The organism is Pseudomonas sp. H3_C08, from assembly GCF_054669455.1.
The window spans coordinates 1,330,282-1,344,471 of sequence record NZ_CP162803.1 but is presented as its reverse complement, the minus strand read 5'-3'; the positions used below and the strand labels follow the sequence as shown (position 1 = coordinate 1,344,471).

Here is a 14,190-nt window from a genome sequence, read left to right as displayed (position 1 = left end):
CTCCTACACTTGAAATGCGTTCCCCCCTGTAGGAATGAGCCTGCTCGCGATGAGGCCATTCCAAGCAACATCGATCTACCTGAAACAATGCCAAACAGAAAATTCCAGACTACTTTGTAGGATTCTGAGACATCCTGGCGTTTGGTGATCGGGGAGCTGGCACGTATGATGCTTCACAAACTTCCGCAGATTAGAAGCCTATGTCCCTGATAGTTCTACTGCTTCTGCCATTCATTGGCAGCTGTCTGGCAGCGGTGCTGCCACACAATGCGCGTAATACCGAATCCCTGCTGGCAGGTCTGGTCGCTTTGATCGGCACCGTCCAGGTCGCGATGTTGTACCCGCAAATTGCCCACGGCGGCGTAATCCGCGAAGAGTTCATGTGGCTGCCCAGCCTCGGTCTGAACTTCGTTCTGCGTATGGACGGTTTCGCCTGGCTGTTCTCGATGCTGGTACTCGGCATCGGCACGCTGGTTTCTCTGTATGCCCGTTATTACATGTCGCCGGACGATCCGGTGCCGCGTTTCTTCGCGTTTTTTCTGGCGTTCATGGGCGCCATGCTCGGCCTGGTCATCTCCGGCAATCTGATTCAGATCGTGTTTTTCTGGGAGCTGACCAGCCTCTTCTCGTTCCTGTTGATCGGCTACTGGCACCACCGCGCCGACGCCCGTCGCGGCGCTTATATGGCGTTGATGGTCACCGGTGCCGGCGGGTTATGCCTGCTGGCGGGGGTCATGATTCTCGGCCATGTCGTCGGCAGCTATGACCTCGACAAGGTCCTGGCCGCCGGCGACATGATTCGTGCACATTCCCTCTACCCTATCCTCCTTCCGCTTATTCTCATTGGCGCCCTCAGCAAAAGTGCGCAGTTCCCTTTCCACTTCTGGCTGCCGCACGCAATGGCGGCGCCGACACCGGTTTCGGCCTATCTGCATTCGGCCACCATGGTCAAGGCCGGGGTTTTCCTGCTTGCGCGTCTGTGGCCGTCGCTGTCCGGCAGCGAAGAATGGTTCTACATCGTCAGCGGCGCTGGTGCGTGTACGCTGTTGCTCGGCGCCTATTGCGCGATGTTCCAGAACGATCTCAAAGGTCTGCTGGCTTACTCGACCATCAGCCACCTCGGCCTGATCACGCTGTTGTTGGGTCTCAATAGTCCGTTGGCCGCTGTAGCGGCGGTATTCCACATCCTCAATCACGCGACATTCAAAGCCTCGCTGTTCATGGCCGCGGGCATCATCGACCATGAAAGCGGTACTCGCGATATCCGCAAACTCAGCGGCCTGATCAAACTGATTCCCTTCACAGCGACGCTGGCCATGGTTGCCAGCGCCTCGATGGCAGGTGTGCCGCTGCTTAATGGCTTCCTGTCGAAAGAGATGTTCTTCGCCGAAACCGTGTTCATCAATGCCACGGCCTGGGTCGAAGCGGCGCTGCCGATAGTCGCGACCATCGCCGGTACATTCAGCGTTGCCTACTCGTTGCGTTTCACCGTCGATGTGTTCTTCGGCCCACCGGCCACCGACCTGCCGCACACACCGCACGAACCGCCGCGCTGGATGCGTGCGCCGGTAGAGCTTTTGGTATTCACCTGCTTGCTGGTGGGGATTTTCCCGGCGCAGATCGTCGGCCCATTGCTCGCGGCGGCGGCATTGCCAGTGGTTGGCGGCACACTGCCGGAATACAGCCTGGCGATCTGGCACGGTCTGAACGCACCGATGATCATGAGCCTGATTGCCATGTCCGGCGGCATCATCGTCTATCTGTTGCTGCGCAATCAGCTCAAGCGCGGGCGTTTCAAATATCCGCCACTGGTGGGCCGCTTCAACGGCAAGCGCCTGTTCGAGCGCAGCCTCGTGGTGATGATGCGCCTGGCCCGACGCCTGGAGCGGCGCCTCGGCACCAAGCGTCTGCAGATGCAATTGTTCCTGATGGTATTGGCGGCGGTGCTCGCCGGTCTGATCCCGATGTTGCACAGCAGCCTGAGCTGGGGCGACCGGCCGAAAATTCCCGGCTCGATCGTCTTCGTGACCCTGTGGTTGCTGGCCATCGCCTGCGCCCTCGGCGCCGCGTGGCAAGCCAAGTATCACCGTCTCGCCGCCCTGACCATGGTCAGCGTCTGCGGGTTGATGACCTGCGTGACCTTCGTCTGGTTCTCCGCACCGGATCTGGCCCTGACGCAATTGGCAGTGGAAGTGGTCACCACCGTACTGATTCTACTCGGCCTGCGCTGGTTGCCACGCCGCATCGAAGAAGTCTCGCCACTGCCGAGCAGCCTGCGCAAAGCACGCATTCGTCGTCTGCGCGACTTGCTATTGTCGATTGCCGTCGGCGGTGGCATGGCGCTACTGTCCTACGCGATGCTGACGCGGCAAACGCCGAACGACATCTCCTCGTTCTACCTGAGCCGCGCCATGCCCGAGGGCGGCGGCAGCAACGTGGTCAACGTGATGCTGGTGGATTTCCGTGGCTTCGACACCCTCGGCGAAATCACCGTGCTGGTTGCCGTGGCGCTGACCGTATTCGCCCTGCTGCGGCGCTTCCGTCCTCCGAAAGAAAGCCTGCAATTGCCAGCCCAGCAACGCCTGCTCGCGCCGGACGTGGTCACCGATCTGGTCAACCCGCGTTCCGCCAGCGATACCGCGCTCGGCTTCATGATGGTGCCGGCAGTGCTGGTGCGTCTGCTGCTGCCGATTGCGCTGGTGGTGTCGTTCTACCTGTTCATGCGCGGGCACAACCAGCCGGGCGGCGGTTTCGTCGCCGGTCTGGTGATGTCGGTGGCGTTCATCCTGCAATACATGGTCGCCGGCACCCAGTGGGTCGAGGCGCAAATGAGCCTGCGGCCGTTGCGCTGGATGGGCACCGGATTGCTATTCGCCACCGCTACAGGTCTGGGCGCGATGCTGGTCGGTTATCCGTTCCTGACCACGCACACCTGGCATTTCAGCTTGCCAGTGCTCGGTGACATCCATGTCGCCAGCGCGCTGTTCTTCGACATTGGCGTGTACGGCGTGGTGGTCGGTTCGACGCTGTTGATCCTCACCGCCCTCGCCCACCAATCGGTGCGGGGTCACAAGACCGCATCGCTGCCCAAGTCCGTCGCCAGTAAAGGAGCCGTCTGATGGAAGAAGTCATCGCAATCGCCATCGGCGTGCTCGCCGCCTCCGGCGTCTGGCTGATCCTACGGCCACGGACATTCCAAGTGGTCATGGGCCTGTGCCTGCTGTCGTATGGCGTCAACCTGTTCATCTTCAGCATGGGCAGCCTGTTCATCGGCAAGGAGCCGGTGATCAAGGACGGCGTTACCCAGGACTTGTTGCACTACACCGACCCGCTGCCACAGGCACTGGTACTCACCGCGATCGTCATCAGTTTCGCCATGACCGCGTTGTTCCTCGTCGTTCTGCTCGCCTCGCGCGGCCTGACCGGCACCGACCACGTCGACGGCCGGGAGCCTAAAGAATGATGGCGATGACTCACCTGATCGCCGCACCGATCCTGCTGCCGCTGCTGACTGCCGCGATCATGCTGATGCTCGGCGAGCGGCACCGACCGTTGAAGGCGAAAATCAACCTGTTCTCCAGCCTCGTCGGCCTGTTCATTTCGGTGATGCTGCTGCACTGGACGCAAACCACCGGCGTGCCCGGCTCCATCGGGGTTTACCTGCCGGGCAACTGGCAGGCGCCGTTCGGCATTGTGCTGGTGGTTGATCGCCTGTCAGCGCTGATGCTGGTGCTGACCGGGATCATCGGCGTCAGCGCCCTGCTGTTTGCCATGGCCCGTTGGGACGGCGCCGGTTCAAGCTTCCATGCGCTGTTCCAGATCCAGTTGATGGGCCTGTACGGTGCGTTCCTGACGGCGGATCTGTTCAACCTGTTCGTATTCTTCGAAGTCTTGCTCGCCGCGTCTTATGGCCTGTTGCTGCACGGCTCGGGTCGGGCGCGGGTTTCATCGGGGCTGCATTACATTTCGATCAACCTGCTCGCCTCATCGCTGTTCCTGATTGGCGCGGCACTGATCTACGGCGTGACAGGCACGCTGAACATGGCCGATCTGGCGCTGAAGATCCCGCTGGTGCCGGAAGCCGACCGTGGCCTGCTGCACGCCGGTGCGGGGATTCTCGCCGTCGCGTTCCTGGCCAAGGCTGGCATGTGGCCGCTGAACTTCTGGCTGGTGCCAGCCTATTCCTCGGCCAGTGCGCCGGTGGCGGCGATGTTCGCGATCATGACCAAGGTCGGCGTGTACACGTTGCTACGCCTGTGGACGTTGCTGTTTTCCGGGCAGGCCGGAGCGTCGGCATTCTTTGGTGGCGACTGGCTGATCTACGGTGGTATGGCGACCATGGCCTGCGCGGCGCTGGCGATTCTGGCCGCGCAACGGCTGGAGCGCATGGCCAGCCTGAGCATTCTGGTGTCGGCGGGGATTCTGCTGTCCGCCGTCGGTTTCGCCCAGCCAAACCTGATCGGCGCGGCGCTGTTTTATCTGGTCAGCTCGACCCTGGCGCTGAGTGCACTGTTCCTGCTGGCAGAACTGATCGAACGCTCCCGTTCGGCCAACGAGATCCCGCTGGAAGACGAAAGCGAACTGCTGCCACGTCCGCAGGAATCTTTGCAACCGCCCAAAGGCATCAACCTCGATGACGAGCAGAAAGCCGTGGTCGGCCAGGTTATCCCGTGGACCATGGCGTTTCTCGGCCTGAGCTTCATCGCCTGCGCTTTGCTGATTATCGGCATGCCGCCGCTGTCCGGATTTATCGGCAAACTCAGCCTGATCGGCGCCTTGCTCAATCCGCTAGGCCTGGGCACTGGCGCGCCGATATCCAACGCGGCCTGGGCGTTGCTGGCGTTGCTGATCCTCACCGGGCTGACGTCGTTGATGGCGTTCTCGCGCCTCGGCATCCAGCGCTTCTGGACGCCCGAAGAGCGGCCGTCACCACTGCTGCGCAAACTCGAATGCGCGCCGATCTTCCTGTTGCTGGGGCTGAGCATCGTCCTGACTTTCAAGGCTGAACCCCTGTTGCGTTACACCCAGGCCACCGCCGAGGCACTGAACAATCCGCAGCAATACGTGATGGCGGTGCTCGGCACCCGCGCCGTCCCGAGTCCGGAAGCCAAATCGGCGATGCTGGAGGTGCAGCCATGAAGCGTGTGTTTCCTGCACCGCTGTTGTCGCTGGCGCTGTGCGCCCTGTGGCTGACCCTGAACCTGTCGATCAGCCCGGGCAATCTGCTGCTCGGCGCAATATTGGGTTTTGCTGCGCCGTTGATGATGCGCAAACTGCGTCCGAAACAGGTACGCATTCGCCGTCCGGGAACGATTCTGCGTCTGTTCCTGCTTGTCGGTCGTGACGTGGTGATGTCCAACCTGATCGTCGCGTGGGGCGTGCTCAACGCCGGTCGCCGCCCTCCGCGCTCGGTTTTTGTAAAAGTCCCGCTGGACCTGCGCGACGCTCACGGCCTCGCAACGCTGGCGATGATCTGCACGGTGGTGCCCGGCACGGTATGGTCAGAGCTGGCGCTGGATCGCAGCATTCTGTTGTTGCACGTCTGGGATCTGGATGATGAAGCGCAGTTCATCGAGCACTTCAAGAGCACCTACGAGCGGCCGCTGATGGAGATTTTCGAATGAGCCCATTACTGTCGAACGCGATCCTGCTGACGCTGTTCCTGTTCTCGCTGGCGATGGTGCTGACCCTGGTGCGCCTGTTCAAAGGCCCTTCGGCGCAAGATCGGGTCTTGGCGCTGGACTACCTGTACATCGTCGCGATGCTGATGATGCTGACCCTGGGCATTCGGTATTCCAGTGACACTTACTTCGAAGCGGCGCTGCTGATTGCGCTGTTCGGCTTCGTCGGCTCGTTTGCCCTGGCGAAATTCCTGCTGCGTGGCGAGGTGATCGAATGAATGCTGAATTGTCGCTATGGATCGAGATTCCAGTGGCGATCCTGCTGGTGCTCAGCGGGCTTTTTGCGCTGATCGGTGCGATCGGATTATTGCGCATGAAGGATTTCTTCCAGCGCATGCATCCGCCGGCACTGGCTTCGACGCTAGGCGCATGGTGTGTGGCGCTGGCATCGATCATCTGTTTTTCGGCGCTGAAGTCCGGGCCGGTCATACATGCCTGGCTGATTCCGGTTTTGCTGGCGATTACTGTGCCGGTGACTACTTTGCTGCTGGCGCGGGCGGCGTTGTTCCGCAAGCGCATGGCTGGGGATGATGTGCCGGCAGAGGTCAGTAGCCGCCGTACCGAGAGTGGTAGCTGAAGATTTGTAGGGGCTGATATGACGCCATCGCGAGCAGGCTCACTCCTACAGGGGAACGCATTCCAAATGTAGGAGTGAGCCTGCTCGCGATAGCGATATCCGACTCACCTCAAACCCAAGCCACCGCCAACAACCCCGCCCCCAACACCGCACACAACGGCGAATACACCCAGGTGTCCAGCCGCGCAAACCGCGAATCCTTCACGTCCTTGAAGAATCCGACCAGATTCGAATCACCGATCGCCCGGGCAAACATCAACAGCGCAATCGCGCTGATCACCCATTGCAGCGCTTTGTGTGTCACCGCCGGCACTCCCCAGCCAACCCGCATACACACCAACGCCGCAATCACCAACAATGCCGCCGCCACAATCAACGTGAGCCAGCCTGACGGCTTGAACGCCGGCCGTACCGTTGCGACAAATCCGCGCACCGGCACCTGCGGCACCACCACCGCTGCCGCCCACTGCCCACCCAGCGCCCAATACACGTGCATCAAGGCGATCACCGCAAAAGTTGTCACCAGCCATTGAGCCAACACAAAGGTCATGGTTGAAATCCTTGGAAAGGGATTTGAACAAATCAGCCTAGTCGCATTTTTTCCAAGTGCACGACCGATCAGCGGTACGGTAAAGTGCCGCCCCATGAAATTCTCCCGTTCCGATCGCTCACTGCTGGCCTGGATGCTCTATTGCTGCGTCCTGTTCAACGTGTTCGCCTGCAGCATCGGTCACGGGCAAATGGTCGGCATGCAACTGAACGGTATCGGCGGCCAGTTCTGTACAGTCGACCCGGCCACTCAAGCGCCGCTCGCCAGCAACCCCAATGAAGAACAACTGCCGACCCTGTCCAAGGCATTTGGCTGCCCGCTGTGTTCAGTCGGCGGAGGCATGGGCCCGGCGTTCAACTCCAGCCTGACGCTGGCGATCCTGCCCGAACAACACAGCCCACCACTGGCGCCCATCGTCAGCGCCGACCTCCCTGCCCGCTTCACCTGGCCTTCGGCCAACCCTCGCGCCCCACCGCTCGCCTGAGTGTCTCTGCCTTTTTGATTTGTCAGCCTACTGCGCCAACGCGCCGCGTTCGCCTGTGCGCTGACTCCTAGACAAGCATTCAGGATTCAATGATGAAACAACTCACTCTGCTGGCGAGCCTGTGCGGCTGCCTGTCCATTAACGTCTGGGCGCAATCCACCGTGGATCTGGCGCCAATCACCATTGATGGCGAGTCCGGCGCAGAACCGGGTCTGAGCCTCGACCAATCCAGCGGCATGGCCTCGCGACTGGGTTTGAGCGTGCGCGACACGCCGGCCTCGGTGGCCATCGCCAATCGCAACGACATCGACCGCCATGGCGCGCAGAACTTCCAGGACGCCGCCAACACCTTGCCCGGGGTCAACGCCAGCGCACCGCCGGGGTTCGGCGGCTTCGTCTCCTATCGTGGCTTCACCAGCAGCCAGATCACCCAGATGTTCAACGGCATCAACGTCTCCGGCGGACTCGCGCGACCCGTCGATTCATGGATTTATGATCGGGTGGAACTGGTCGGCGGCCCGTCGTCGCTGATCAACGGCGCAGGCTCGGTGGGGGGATCGCTGAACTACGTGACCAAACTGGCCACCCGCGATGAGCAAGCGGTTGAAGGCCGGGTCAGCTACGGCACCTACGACAGCAGCGAAACCGCTTTCGGCCTCAACCACGCCCTCACCGACCCGAGCGCCGACGTGCAGCACTACGCGCGCCTCGACGTCAGTCACAACACCAGCAACGGCTACATCGACCGCCAGGAGCGCGATGCCTGGAGCGTGGCGTTCTCGCTACTCAGTGACCTCACCCCCGACCTGTCGCACACGTTGGCCCTGGAATATCAGGATGAACACGAAGACAGTCCGTACTGGGGCACGCCCGTGCTCAATCCCAAGGCCGGCGAGTTGAAGATCGATAAACATAACCGCTTCAACAACTACAACGTCGAGGACGGTCGTTACGAGCAGCGAACGATCTGGATTCGCTCGATCGTCGACTACCGGATCAACGACAACACCACCCTGCGCAACACGCTGTATCACCTCGACAGCCAACGCGATTACCGCAACCTCGAAACCTACCAGTACAACGCCGACAACACCGCGGTGAATCGCTCCACTGCGTATCAGGTGCGTCATCAAGGCGAGCAGAACGGCAACCAGTTCGAGTTGCGCCATGACAACACGCTGTTCGGTCTCGATACGACGTGGTCGGGGGGCTTCGAATACAAGGTCAACCAGACCACCAATTCGCCACTGAACGTCAAAGGTGCGAGCACGGTGGATCCGGACAACTACCGTCCGGGGCATTTTTACGACATTCCCGGTACCAACCCGAAATTGATCAGCGACAAAACCAACGAGGTCACCACCAAGGCACTGTTCGTGGAAAACCGTCTGGCATTGACCGACAAACTGTCGCTGCTCACCGGCCTGCGCTATGACGACATTGACCTCGACGTGACCAACCATCGCACGGTAACCGCCACCAACCCGAAACACCTCAAGCGCAGTTGGGAACCAGTCACCGGCCGCGCCGGCCTGACGTACCAATTCATTCCATCGGCCAACGTCTACGTGCAATACAGCACCGCCGCCGAGCAACCGAACGGCACGCAGGACTTCGACGTTTCCACCGGCAAGCAATGGGAGATTGGCAGCAAATTTGACTATCTGAACGGGCGCGGCTCGGCGACGATTGCGGCCTACACCATTGAGCGAAAGGACTTCGCCGTGACCGATCCGCTGGACCCGACCAGCAGTATTCCGGTCGGTCAGCAGACGTCGAAAGGGTTAGAAATCGCCAGCTCGTTGCGGATCACCGACAAGCTGCTGGCTGAAGGCAACTTCGCTTGGGTCGATGCGCAATACGATGATTTCACCGAAAAGAATGCCGCCGGCGCGGTGGTATCACGCAAGGGCAACACGCCGACCAACGTGCCGGATCGGGTTGGCAATCTGTGGCTGACTTATGATTTTTCGCCGCAATGGCAAGGTGGGGTGGATGCACGATATGTGGCGTCGGTGTATGCCGATACTGCGAATACCATGACCATGCCGTCTTACACATTGTTCGGCAGCTTTCTCAGCTACAAGGTTGATTCGCATACCACCGTCACCGGGCGCGTGCGTAACCTGACCAATGAGGTGTATGCCGAGTTTGCGCATGTTTCGCCGGCGTATTACCTCGGGACACCGCGTACCTTCGAATTGGCGGTGATGACGAAATTTTAAGAGCTTCGCGAGCAAGCTCGCTCCCACAGTGTTGTGAACGACACATATCCATTGTGGGAGCGAGCTTGCTCGCGAAGAGGCCGGCCGCTACGGCCTCTATTTAAGATCAGCCGAAACCTTCTCCGCCACATCCTTCGGCAACCACGCCTGCCACACATCCGGGTGGGCCTTCATGAAGGCCACCGCCGCATCACGCGGCGCCGTGTGCTTCTCGCTCATCTCGGCCAACGCCTTGTTCAACGGCTCGATCGGAAAGTCCACTTTGCTGAAGAATTCGGCAATCTGCGGATACTGCTTCTGGAACGGCGTCGACACACCAATCGACAGCTTCGAAGCCAGCGACCGGGTCGGTTTCGGATTGGGATTATCCGCATCGGTTAGCGTCTTCCAGGCTTCGGCATCAAATGGCGGCTCTTCCAGTTGCACCAGTTTGAACTTGCCCAGAAGCGGTGTTGGCGACCAGTAGTAAAACAGCACCGGCTTACCGCGACGAATCGAAGAACTGATCTCAGCGTCCAGTGCCGCACCGGAGCCACTGCGGAAATTGGTGTAATCGTCCTGCAGACCATAAGCCGTCAACTTCTGCTTGTTGACCACTTCCGACGTCCACCCGATCGGACTATTGAGGAAACGCCCCTTGCTCGGGGTTTCCGGGTCCTTGAACACGTCCTTGTACTTTTTCAGATCACTGACGCTGCGCAGATCTGGCGCCAGCGGCTTGATGCCTTTGGCCGGGTCGCCCTTGATCACGTACTCCGGCACCCACCAGCCTTCGGTGGCGCCCTTGACCGTGTCACCGAGGCTGACGACTTTGCCTTCGGCCTCAGCCTTGACCCACACCGGACTGCGCCCGGCCCACTCCTCGCCAATGACCTGAATGTCATTGTTGGCCAAGGCGGTTTCCAGCGTGATGGTAGTGCCGGGCAAGGTGTCGGTCGGCAAGCCGTAGCCCTTCTCGACGATGACCCGCAGAACATCGGTAATCAGGCTGCCGCTTTCCCAGTTCAGGTCGGCAAAATGGATCGGCGCCTGCGCGGCCAGCACCGATGGCGCTGATGTCAGCAAACCAAACGTGGACACGCTGGCGGCCAATAACCGTCGAAATCCGTTCATGCATTGCACCTCGTGCTGTTCACAGCAATGGCAGGATGGCCTGACAGAAGACCGCAAGCCTCTGAATACTCAGTCAACTGACTGTAGCCGAGGTTCCTGCTTTTTCCGGGCCATGCTGCGGACGAGGTTATGAATCAGACTTTTCCTGCAGGCTTTGCAGCTCGCGTCTGACCATGCTGGCGTATTCCGCGGGGCGCAACTGATAGATCTGCGCAGCCACCCAATTCAGCCAGGCACCTTGCAGTTGCGCCTTGGCGGCGAACAACCGCTGGGCTTCCTCGCGTGCAGTGTCGAGGTTCTGCGAATGGAAATCCGCGCGGCTCACTCGCTGGCCTTGAACGTCACCAGTTCGCCCTTGCGCCACTTGGCGGCTTTGGCCGTAACGGCTTTCAGCGTCTTGGTCAGGCCTTCCTGCAATTGCTCATGGGCGGCGAACACGGTCACCACGCTATGGCCTTCCTTGAACAGGATGGCGTGCCCGTCAGCGGTATCGACGAAAGCGTAATCGCCCAGTCCATAGACCGTGAGTTTGATTTCGCGAAAACGCAGATCCATCTTGCCGCCTTCGCGGCTGGGCAAGACCGATGCACTGAAATGATCGCCGACCTTGAGCTTGAGCCCCGGTTTGTCATCGACCACCAAGGCACTTTCGGTGTCGATCTCGGCCACGTAAATGCCTTCGGCGTTCTGCTCGGTGATGTAAACAAAACGCGACTGGAACAGCTTGACCAGCTTTGCACGCAAATCACCCAACACGAACAAAGCATGCATATCGAGATTACTGACTGCCAAAGAAACATCCCCACATCTGAAAAAACCGCACACGGAAAACGCGCACGGCAAAAAAACGGCCAGGCCGATGTCACTGCAAACAAATCAATAAAGCCCGAATCGAGCAGAGTGCTCATTCAACGCGAGGTTGGTAAGACTACTGGATTGTCACTCGGGAAACTCATCCCGATGTCGCCAAAACCTGAAGGAAAAATCCTCAGCGTCGGCAAGAGCAGTCTGACTACGAACTTTAGGGAAAATTCTCACGAAAAAAAGCACTTCTCCGACATATCGCTGGCGAAAAATTGCTTTAGATAAGCCCTGTCGTCAACAGGTACTGGCGATTCTAGAGCAGCGATGCTCATTCCGACTACCCGAAACGGCCGGTAAATACCGGCCAACTGATGAAAAGGACTTCATATGTGCACTCGGACTCACTTTGCCATGACCGTTGACGCCCGGATCGAATCGCCGCTGATACTAAGTGCCACCACGATCAACGACGATTACCCGCGTTTCCAAGTGGTACCCGCCGGCAACGCCTTCTTCCATATAAAGGAAACATCGACCGGGCGCGTAAGAGGTTTCCGTGAAGATCACAACGAAGCCTGCGCCCTCGCCCGCTCACTTGAGTCAAAGATCGAACTCCTGGCGAGTGGATGCCTCAGATAAAGAGAGCGATCAACTGCGCCCTACCGGCGCCTATTGAAGGAGTACACGATGGAACTGCCAGCATACGATCTGAAAACCCTGTTCGATCAACTGGGGTTGCCTTCAGAAGGTAACGCAATCGACGATTTCATCGAGGCACATCCACTGGACGCCAACATTAAACTGATTGACGCCGATTTCTGGTCACCGCAACAGGCGCAACTGCTCAAGGAATGGCTAAGGGCCGATGGAGAGGAAGCGGTGATGGTCGATGAACTGAATGTCCGCCTGCACCGAGGCAAATAACCAGGGCTCAGTGAAGGCTGTCACCCGGCTCGGCGTGCAACTGCGCGAGCCACGCAGCCTTGCACTCCTCGGCCTCGTTGCGACTGGCAAACGCGGTGCCGCGACGCTCGCCATTGAGCAAAACCACCCAGCAGACACTCTGCCCCATTGCGCGCAAACCGGCCGGCACGCCACTGCCGATCATCACAGCAACATCAACTCTGCACTGCATGCAGTCCTCCCGAAATCATTAGCAACCTAACTAAGCGGGCAGATTAATGGTTTCTTTCGAGCGGAAACAGCAAGCTCCGTGCACAGATTCATTGCACCGCAAGTAACAATCCCTCAGCGCGGTTTCTCCGGCTTATAGCCCAAACGCAATCCACCCCAGTGCCGCCCCTTGATCGTGATTGGCACCGACAGGTCATGCATCAGTTCACCGGTGTCGCGGGTGTAAGTCTGCAACAGCACCGGTTGCTGATGGCTGCCGCAGCGAATACCGGTGCGATCCGCGAACTTGCGTTTGGTGCGATTGTTCACCGCATCGACCTGCGCATCGCCAGTCAACGGCTGACTGAAGAGCTGATTGTGCGTCGGCACATAACCTTGCTGCGTGCAGGCAATGGCGAACACCAACCCCTCGTGACGCGGCAACAATGGCTCCTGAATCGCCGGCAGCACCTGATCGGTGTAACGGTCGAAACGGGTCTGAAACTTCGCCGGTTGGGTATTCGGGATCGGTTGATACTGGCGATCAAACAGATCCTCCAGGCTAATCTTTCCTTGTTCGACATCCGCCTCGAACCGCGCGGCAATCTGGCTCGCCCCTTCGCGGGCCAGATCGTAGATGCGCTGGTGATAGTCATCCAGACCGACTTCGGCCAGCCGCTCGCTGATGGTTTCCGCCTGCCCTTCCATTTGCACCGCCGCTTCAGCGAGACGGCGAGTCTGTTGATCGCTGATCGCCAGATCGCTGCGCATCTGCTCGATGGCCTTGAACAGGCTGTCGAGTTGCTCGCGATTGGTTTCCGCGCCCTGGGCGATTTCACCGACCTGAGTTTCCACTCCGGCGGCCAGTCGCGCGATGTTCTGCAGATGCTGGCCGGTGTGTTCGACCTGCTCGACACCGATCTGCAGATCACTCGACAACTCGCGAATCTGCTCCACCACCTGCGCCGTGCGTTGTTGAATGTCGGCGACCATCTCACCCACTTCACCGGTGGCCGACGCCGTGCGCGCCGCTAATCCACGCACCTCATCCGCGACCACGGCAAAACCGCGACCATGCTCTCCGGCTCGCGCTGCCTCGATCGCCGCGTTCAATGCGAGCAGATTGGTTTGACTGGCAATCGACTGAATCACCAGGGTCACGCGCTGAATATCGTCACTGCGCAGGCTCAAGGCTTCGATCAATTCACGGCTGGCATTGGCGCGCTGACTGAGCTGATGCATGCGCGCGATCGAGTCCACCAGTTCCGTGCGCCCCGCCGCGCTGCTGTGATGCGCCTGACTGGCTGCTTCAAGCGCGGCACGGCTGAGTTGTGAAGTGGCGTGTTCAGTCGCGATCATCACCTCGGCGTTGCTGACGATCTGCGCCGCCGCATCGAGTTGCGATTCGAGTTTGCTCGCCAGTTCCTTCACCGAAAACGCCACGCCGGCCGCCGACAACGCGTTATGACTGGTGGTGTAGGAAAGGTCGCGGGTCAGGTCGGACATTGCGCTGCCGGTATCGGCAGGCTGGGCATCGGGGATAGCGCGGGAGCGCAGGCGCGGCAGCCAGACAATCAGCACCGCTAGCGGCATGCCAATGTACAGCGACCATCCACCCAGCGTCATGCCGGCCAGCAACAGCA

At 59.8% G+C, this 14,190-nt stretch carries 17 protein-coding genes; 11 read left to right on the top strand and 6 right to left on the bottom strand.

The window, feature by feature from the left end; all coding sequences use genetic code 11:
- Positions 1-200: 200 nt before the first annotated feature.
- Genes AB4N74_RS06285 through AB4N74_RS06260 form a run of 6 tightly spaced genes read left to right on the top strand, consistent with a single transcriptional unit; the run spans position 201 to position 6,258 of the window.
- Positions 201-3,119, top strand: coding sequence for a monovalent cation/H+ antiporter subunit A (locus tag AB4N74_RS06285; RefSeq protein ID WP_093437315.1), 2,919 nt, complete (start codon positions 201-203; stop codon positions 3,117-3,119).
- Entirely contained in the window at positions 3,119-3,463 is a 345-nt protein-coding gene (locus AB4N74_RS06280; protein WP_007910763.1) for a Na+/H+ antiporter subunit C, read from the top strand. Before AB4N74_RS06285 ends, AB4N74_RS06280 begins: the two co-directional genes overlap by 1 nt.
- Positions 3,460-5,139, top strand: coding sequence for a monovalent cation/H+ antiporter subunit D (locus AB4N74_RS06275; RefSeq protein WP_099758705.1), 1,680 nt, complete (start codon positions 3,460-3,462; stop codon positions 5,137-5,139). Before AB4N74_RS06280 ends, AB4N74_RS06275 begins: the two co-directional genes overlap by 4 nt.
- Positions 5,136-5,624, top strand: coding sequence for a Na+/H+ antiporter subunit E (locus AB4N74_RS06270; protein ID WP_257358236.1), 489 nt, complete (start codon positions 5,136-5,138; stop codon positions 5,622-5,624). Before AB4N74_RS06275 ends, AB4N74_RS06270 begins: the two co-directional genes overlap by 4 nt.
- A complete protein-coding gene (locus AB4N74_RS06265) occupies positions 5,621-5,899 on the top strand; it encodes a K+/H+ antiporter subunit F (protein WP_007910754.1) in 279 nt (92 codons plus the stop codon). The genes AB4N74_RS06270 and AB4N74_RS06265 overlap by 4 nt, the downstream gene beginning before the upstream one ends.
- On the top strand, positions 5,896-6,258 hold the full coding sequence (locus AB4N74_RS06260; RefSeq protein WP_093437301.1) for a Na+/H+ antiporter subunit G: 363 nt from the start codon (positions 5,896-5,898) through the stop codon (positions 6,256-6,258). Before AB4N74_RS06265 ends, AB4N74_RS06260 begins: the two co-directional genes overlap by 4 nt.
- A 109-nt stretch (positions 6,259-6,367) precedes the next feature.
- Here AB4N74_RS06260 and AB4N74_RS06255 read toward each other — a convergent pair whose 3' ends face one another.
- Positions 6,368-6,808 carry a DUF3995 domain-containing protein gene (locus tag AB4N74_RS06255; RefSeq protein WP_093437296.1) on the bottom strand — a complete coding sequence of 147 codons (441 nt, stop codon included), beginning with the start codon at positions 6,806-6,808 and terminating at the stop codon, positions 6,368-6,370.
- Positions 6,809-6,902: 94 nt separating this feature from the next.
- Here AB4N74_RS06255 and AB4N74_RS06250 point away from each other — a divergent pair, with 94 nt between their 5' ends.
- Positions 6,903-7,292: a DUF2946 domain-containing protein gene (locus tag AB4N74_RS06250; RefSeq protein WP_116255431.1), complete on the top strand. Its 390-nt coding sequence runs from the start codon at positions 6,903-6,905 to the stop codon at positions 7,290-7,292.
- A 92-nt stretch (positions 7,293-7,384) separates the two neighbouring features.
- Positions 7,385-9,517 (top strand): TonB-dependent receptor, encoded by a 2,133-nt coding sequence (locus tag AB4N74_RS06245; RefSeq protein ID WP_460098732.1) that lies wholly within the window; start codon positions 7,385-7,387, stop codon positions 9,515-9,517.
- Positions 9,518-9,613: 96 nt separating this feature from the next.
- Here the strand turns inward: AB4N74_RS06245 and AB4N74_RS06240 are convergent, their stop codons facing one another.
- From AB4N74_RS06240 to AB4N74_RS06230, 3 genes are all read right to left on the bottom strand, one after another.
- On the bottom strand, positions 9,614-10,630 hold the full coding sequence (locus AB4N74_RS06240; protein WP_460098730.1) for an ABC transporter substrate-binding protein: 1,017 nt from the start codon (positions 10,628-10,630) through the stop codon (positions 9,614-9,616).
- Between the two features lie 127 nt (positions 10,631-10,757).
- Complete coding sequence (locus AB4N74_RS06235) at positions 10,758-10,955, bottom strand: hypothetical protein (RefSeq protein WP_460098728.1); 198 nt, start codon at positions 10,953-10,955, stop codon at positions 10,758-10,760.
- On the bottom strand, positions 10,952-11,401 hold the full coding sequence (locus AB4N74_RS06230; protein WP_175559647.1) for a hypothetical protein: 450 nt from the start codon (positions 11,399-11,401) through the stop codon (positions 10,952-10,954). Before AB4N74_RS06230 ends, AB4N74_RS06235 begins: the two co-directional genes overlap by 4 nt.
- On the opposite strand from AB4N74_RS06230, the gene AB4N74_RS06225 reads away from it, so the two are divergent.
- The 3 genes from AB4N74_RS06225 (at position 11,396) to AB4N74_RS06215 (ending at position 12,358) form a co-directional block, all read left to right on the top strand.
- Complete coding sequence (locus AB4N74_RS06225) at positions 11,396-11,719, top strand: hypothetical protein (protein WP_139213432.1); 324 nt, start codon at positions 11,396-11,398, stop codon at positions 11,717-11,719. The two genes, AB4N74_RS06230 and AB4N74_RS06225, sit on opposite strands and share 6 nt — an antisense overlap.
- Positions 11,720-11,821: 102 nt before the next feature.
- On the top strand, positions 11,822-12,073 hold the full coding sequence (locus AB4N74_RS06220) for a hypothetical protein (protein ID WP_099758699.1): 252 nt from the start codon (positions 11,822-11,824) through the stop codon (positions 12,071-12,073).
- A gap of 48 nt (positions 12,074-12,121) precedes the next feature.
- Complete coding sequence (locus AB4N74_RS06215) at positions 12,122-12,358, top strand: DUF2789 domain-containing protein (RefSeq protein WP_257358232.1); 237 nt, start codon at positions 12,122-12,124, stop codon at positions 12,356-12,358.
- 7 nt (positions 12,359-12,365) lie between these two features.
- Here AB4N74_RS06215 and AB4N74_RS06210 read toward each other — a convergent pair whose 3' ends face one another.
- Both AB4N74_RS06210 and AB4N74_RS06205 read right to left on the bottom strand, forming a co-directional pair.
- Entirely contained in the window at positions 12,366-12,569 is a 204-nt protein-coding gene (locus tag AB4N74_RS06210) for a hypothetical protein (RefSeq protein ID WP_194934386.1), read from the bottom strand.
- A gap of 113 nt (positions 12,570-12,682) precedes the next feature.
- Entirely contained in the window at positions 12,683-13,906 is a 1,224-nt protein-coding gene (locus AB4N74_RS06205) for a methyl-accepting chemotaxis protein (protein WP_460101069.1), read from the bottom strand.
- Positions 13,907-14,190: the final 284 nt, after the last annotated feature.

Excerpts from the sequence above, each read along its gene's own strand:
- AB4N74_RS06285 (WP_093437315.1), top strand. The coding sequence starts at position 201 with ATGTCCCTGATAGTTCTACTGCTTCTGCCATTCATTGGCAGCTGTCTG.
- AB4N74_RS06280 (WP_007910763.1), top strand. The coding sequence starts at position 3,119 with ATGGAAGAAGTCATCGCAATCGCCATCGGCGTGCTCGCCGCCTCCGGC.
- AB4N74_RS06275 (WP_099758705.1), top strand. The coding sequence starts at position 3,460 with ATGATGGCGATGACTCACCTGATCGCCGCACCGATCCTGCTGCCGCTG.
- AB4N74_RS06270 (WP_257358236.1), top strand. The coding sequence starts at position 5,136 with ATGAAGCGTGTGTTTCCTGCACCGCTGTTGTCGCTGGCGCTGTGCGCC.
- AB4N74_RS06265 (WP_007910754.1), top strand. The coding sequence starts at position 5,621 with ATGAGCCCATTACTGTCGAACGCGATCCTGCTGACGCTGTTCCTGTTC.
- AB4N74_RS06260 (WP_093437301.1), top strand. The coding sequence starts at position 5,896 with ATGAATGCTGAATTGTCGCTATGGATCGAGATTCCAGTGGCGATCCTG.
- AB4N74_RS06255 (WP_093437296.1), bottom strand. The coding sequence starts at position 6,808 with ATGACCTTTGTGTTGGCTCAATGGCTGGTGACAACTTTTGCGGTGATC.
- AB4N74_RS06250 (WP_116255431.1), top strand. The coding sequence starts at position 6,903 with ATGAAATTCTCCCGTTCCGATCGCTCACTGCTGGCCTGGATGCTCTAT.
- AB4N74_RS06245 (WP_460098732.1), top strand. The coding sequence starts at position 7,385 with ATGAAACAACTCACTCTGCTGGCGAGCCTGTGCGGCTGCCTGTCCATT.
- AB4N74_RS06240 (WP_460098730.1), bottom strand. The coding sequence starts at position 10,630 with ATGAACGGATTTCGACGGTTATTGGCCGCCAGCGTGTCCACGTTTGGT.
- AB4N74_RS06225 (WP_139213432.1), top strand. The coding sequence starts at position 11,396 with ATGCATATCGAGATTACTGACTGCCAAAGAAACATCCCCACATCTGAA.
- AB4N74_RS06230 (WP_175559647.1), bottom strand. The coding sequence starts at position 11,401 with ATGCATGCTTTGTTCGTGTTGGGTGATTTGCGTGCAAAGCTGGTCAAG.
- AB4N74_RS06220 (WP_099758699.1), top strand. The coding sequence starts at position 11,822 with ATGTGCACTCGGACTCACTTTGCCATGACCGTTGACGCCCGGATCGAA.
- AB4N74_RS06215 (WP_257358232.1), top strand. The coding sequence starts at position 12,122 with ATGGAACTGCCAGCATACGATCTGAAAACCCTGTTCGATCAACTGGGG.
- AB4N74_RS06210 (WP_194934386.1), bottom strand. The coding sequence starts at position 12,569 with ATGCAGTGCAGAGTTGATGTTGCTGTGATGATCGGCAGTGGCGTGCCG.
- AB4N74_RS06205 (WP_460101069.1), bottom strand. The coding sequence starts at position 13,906 with ATGATCGCGACTGAACACGCCACTTCACAACTCAGCCGTGCCGCGCTT.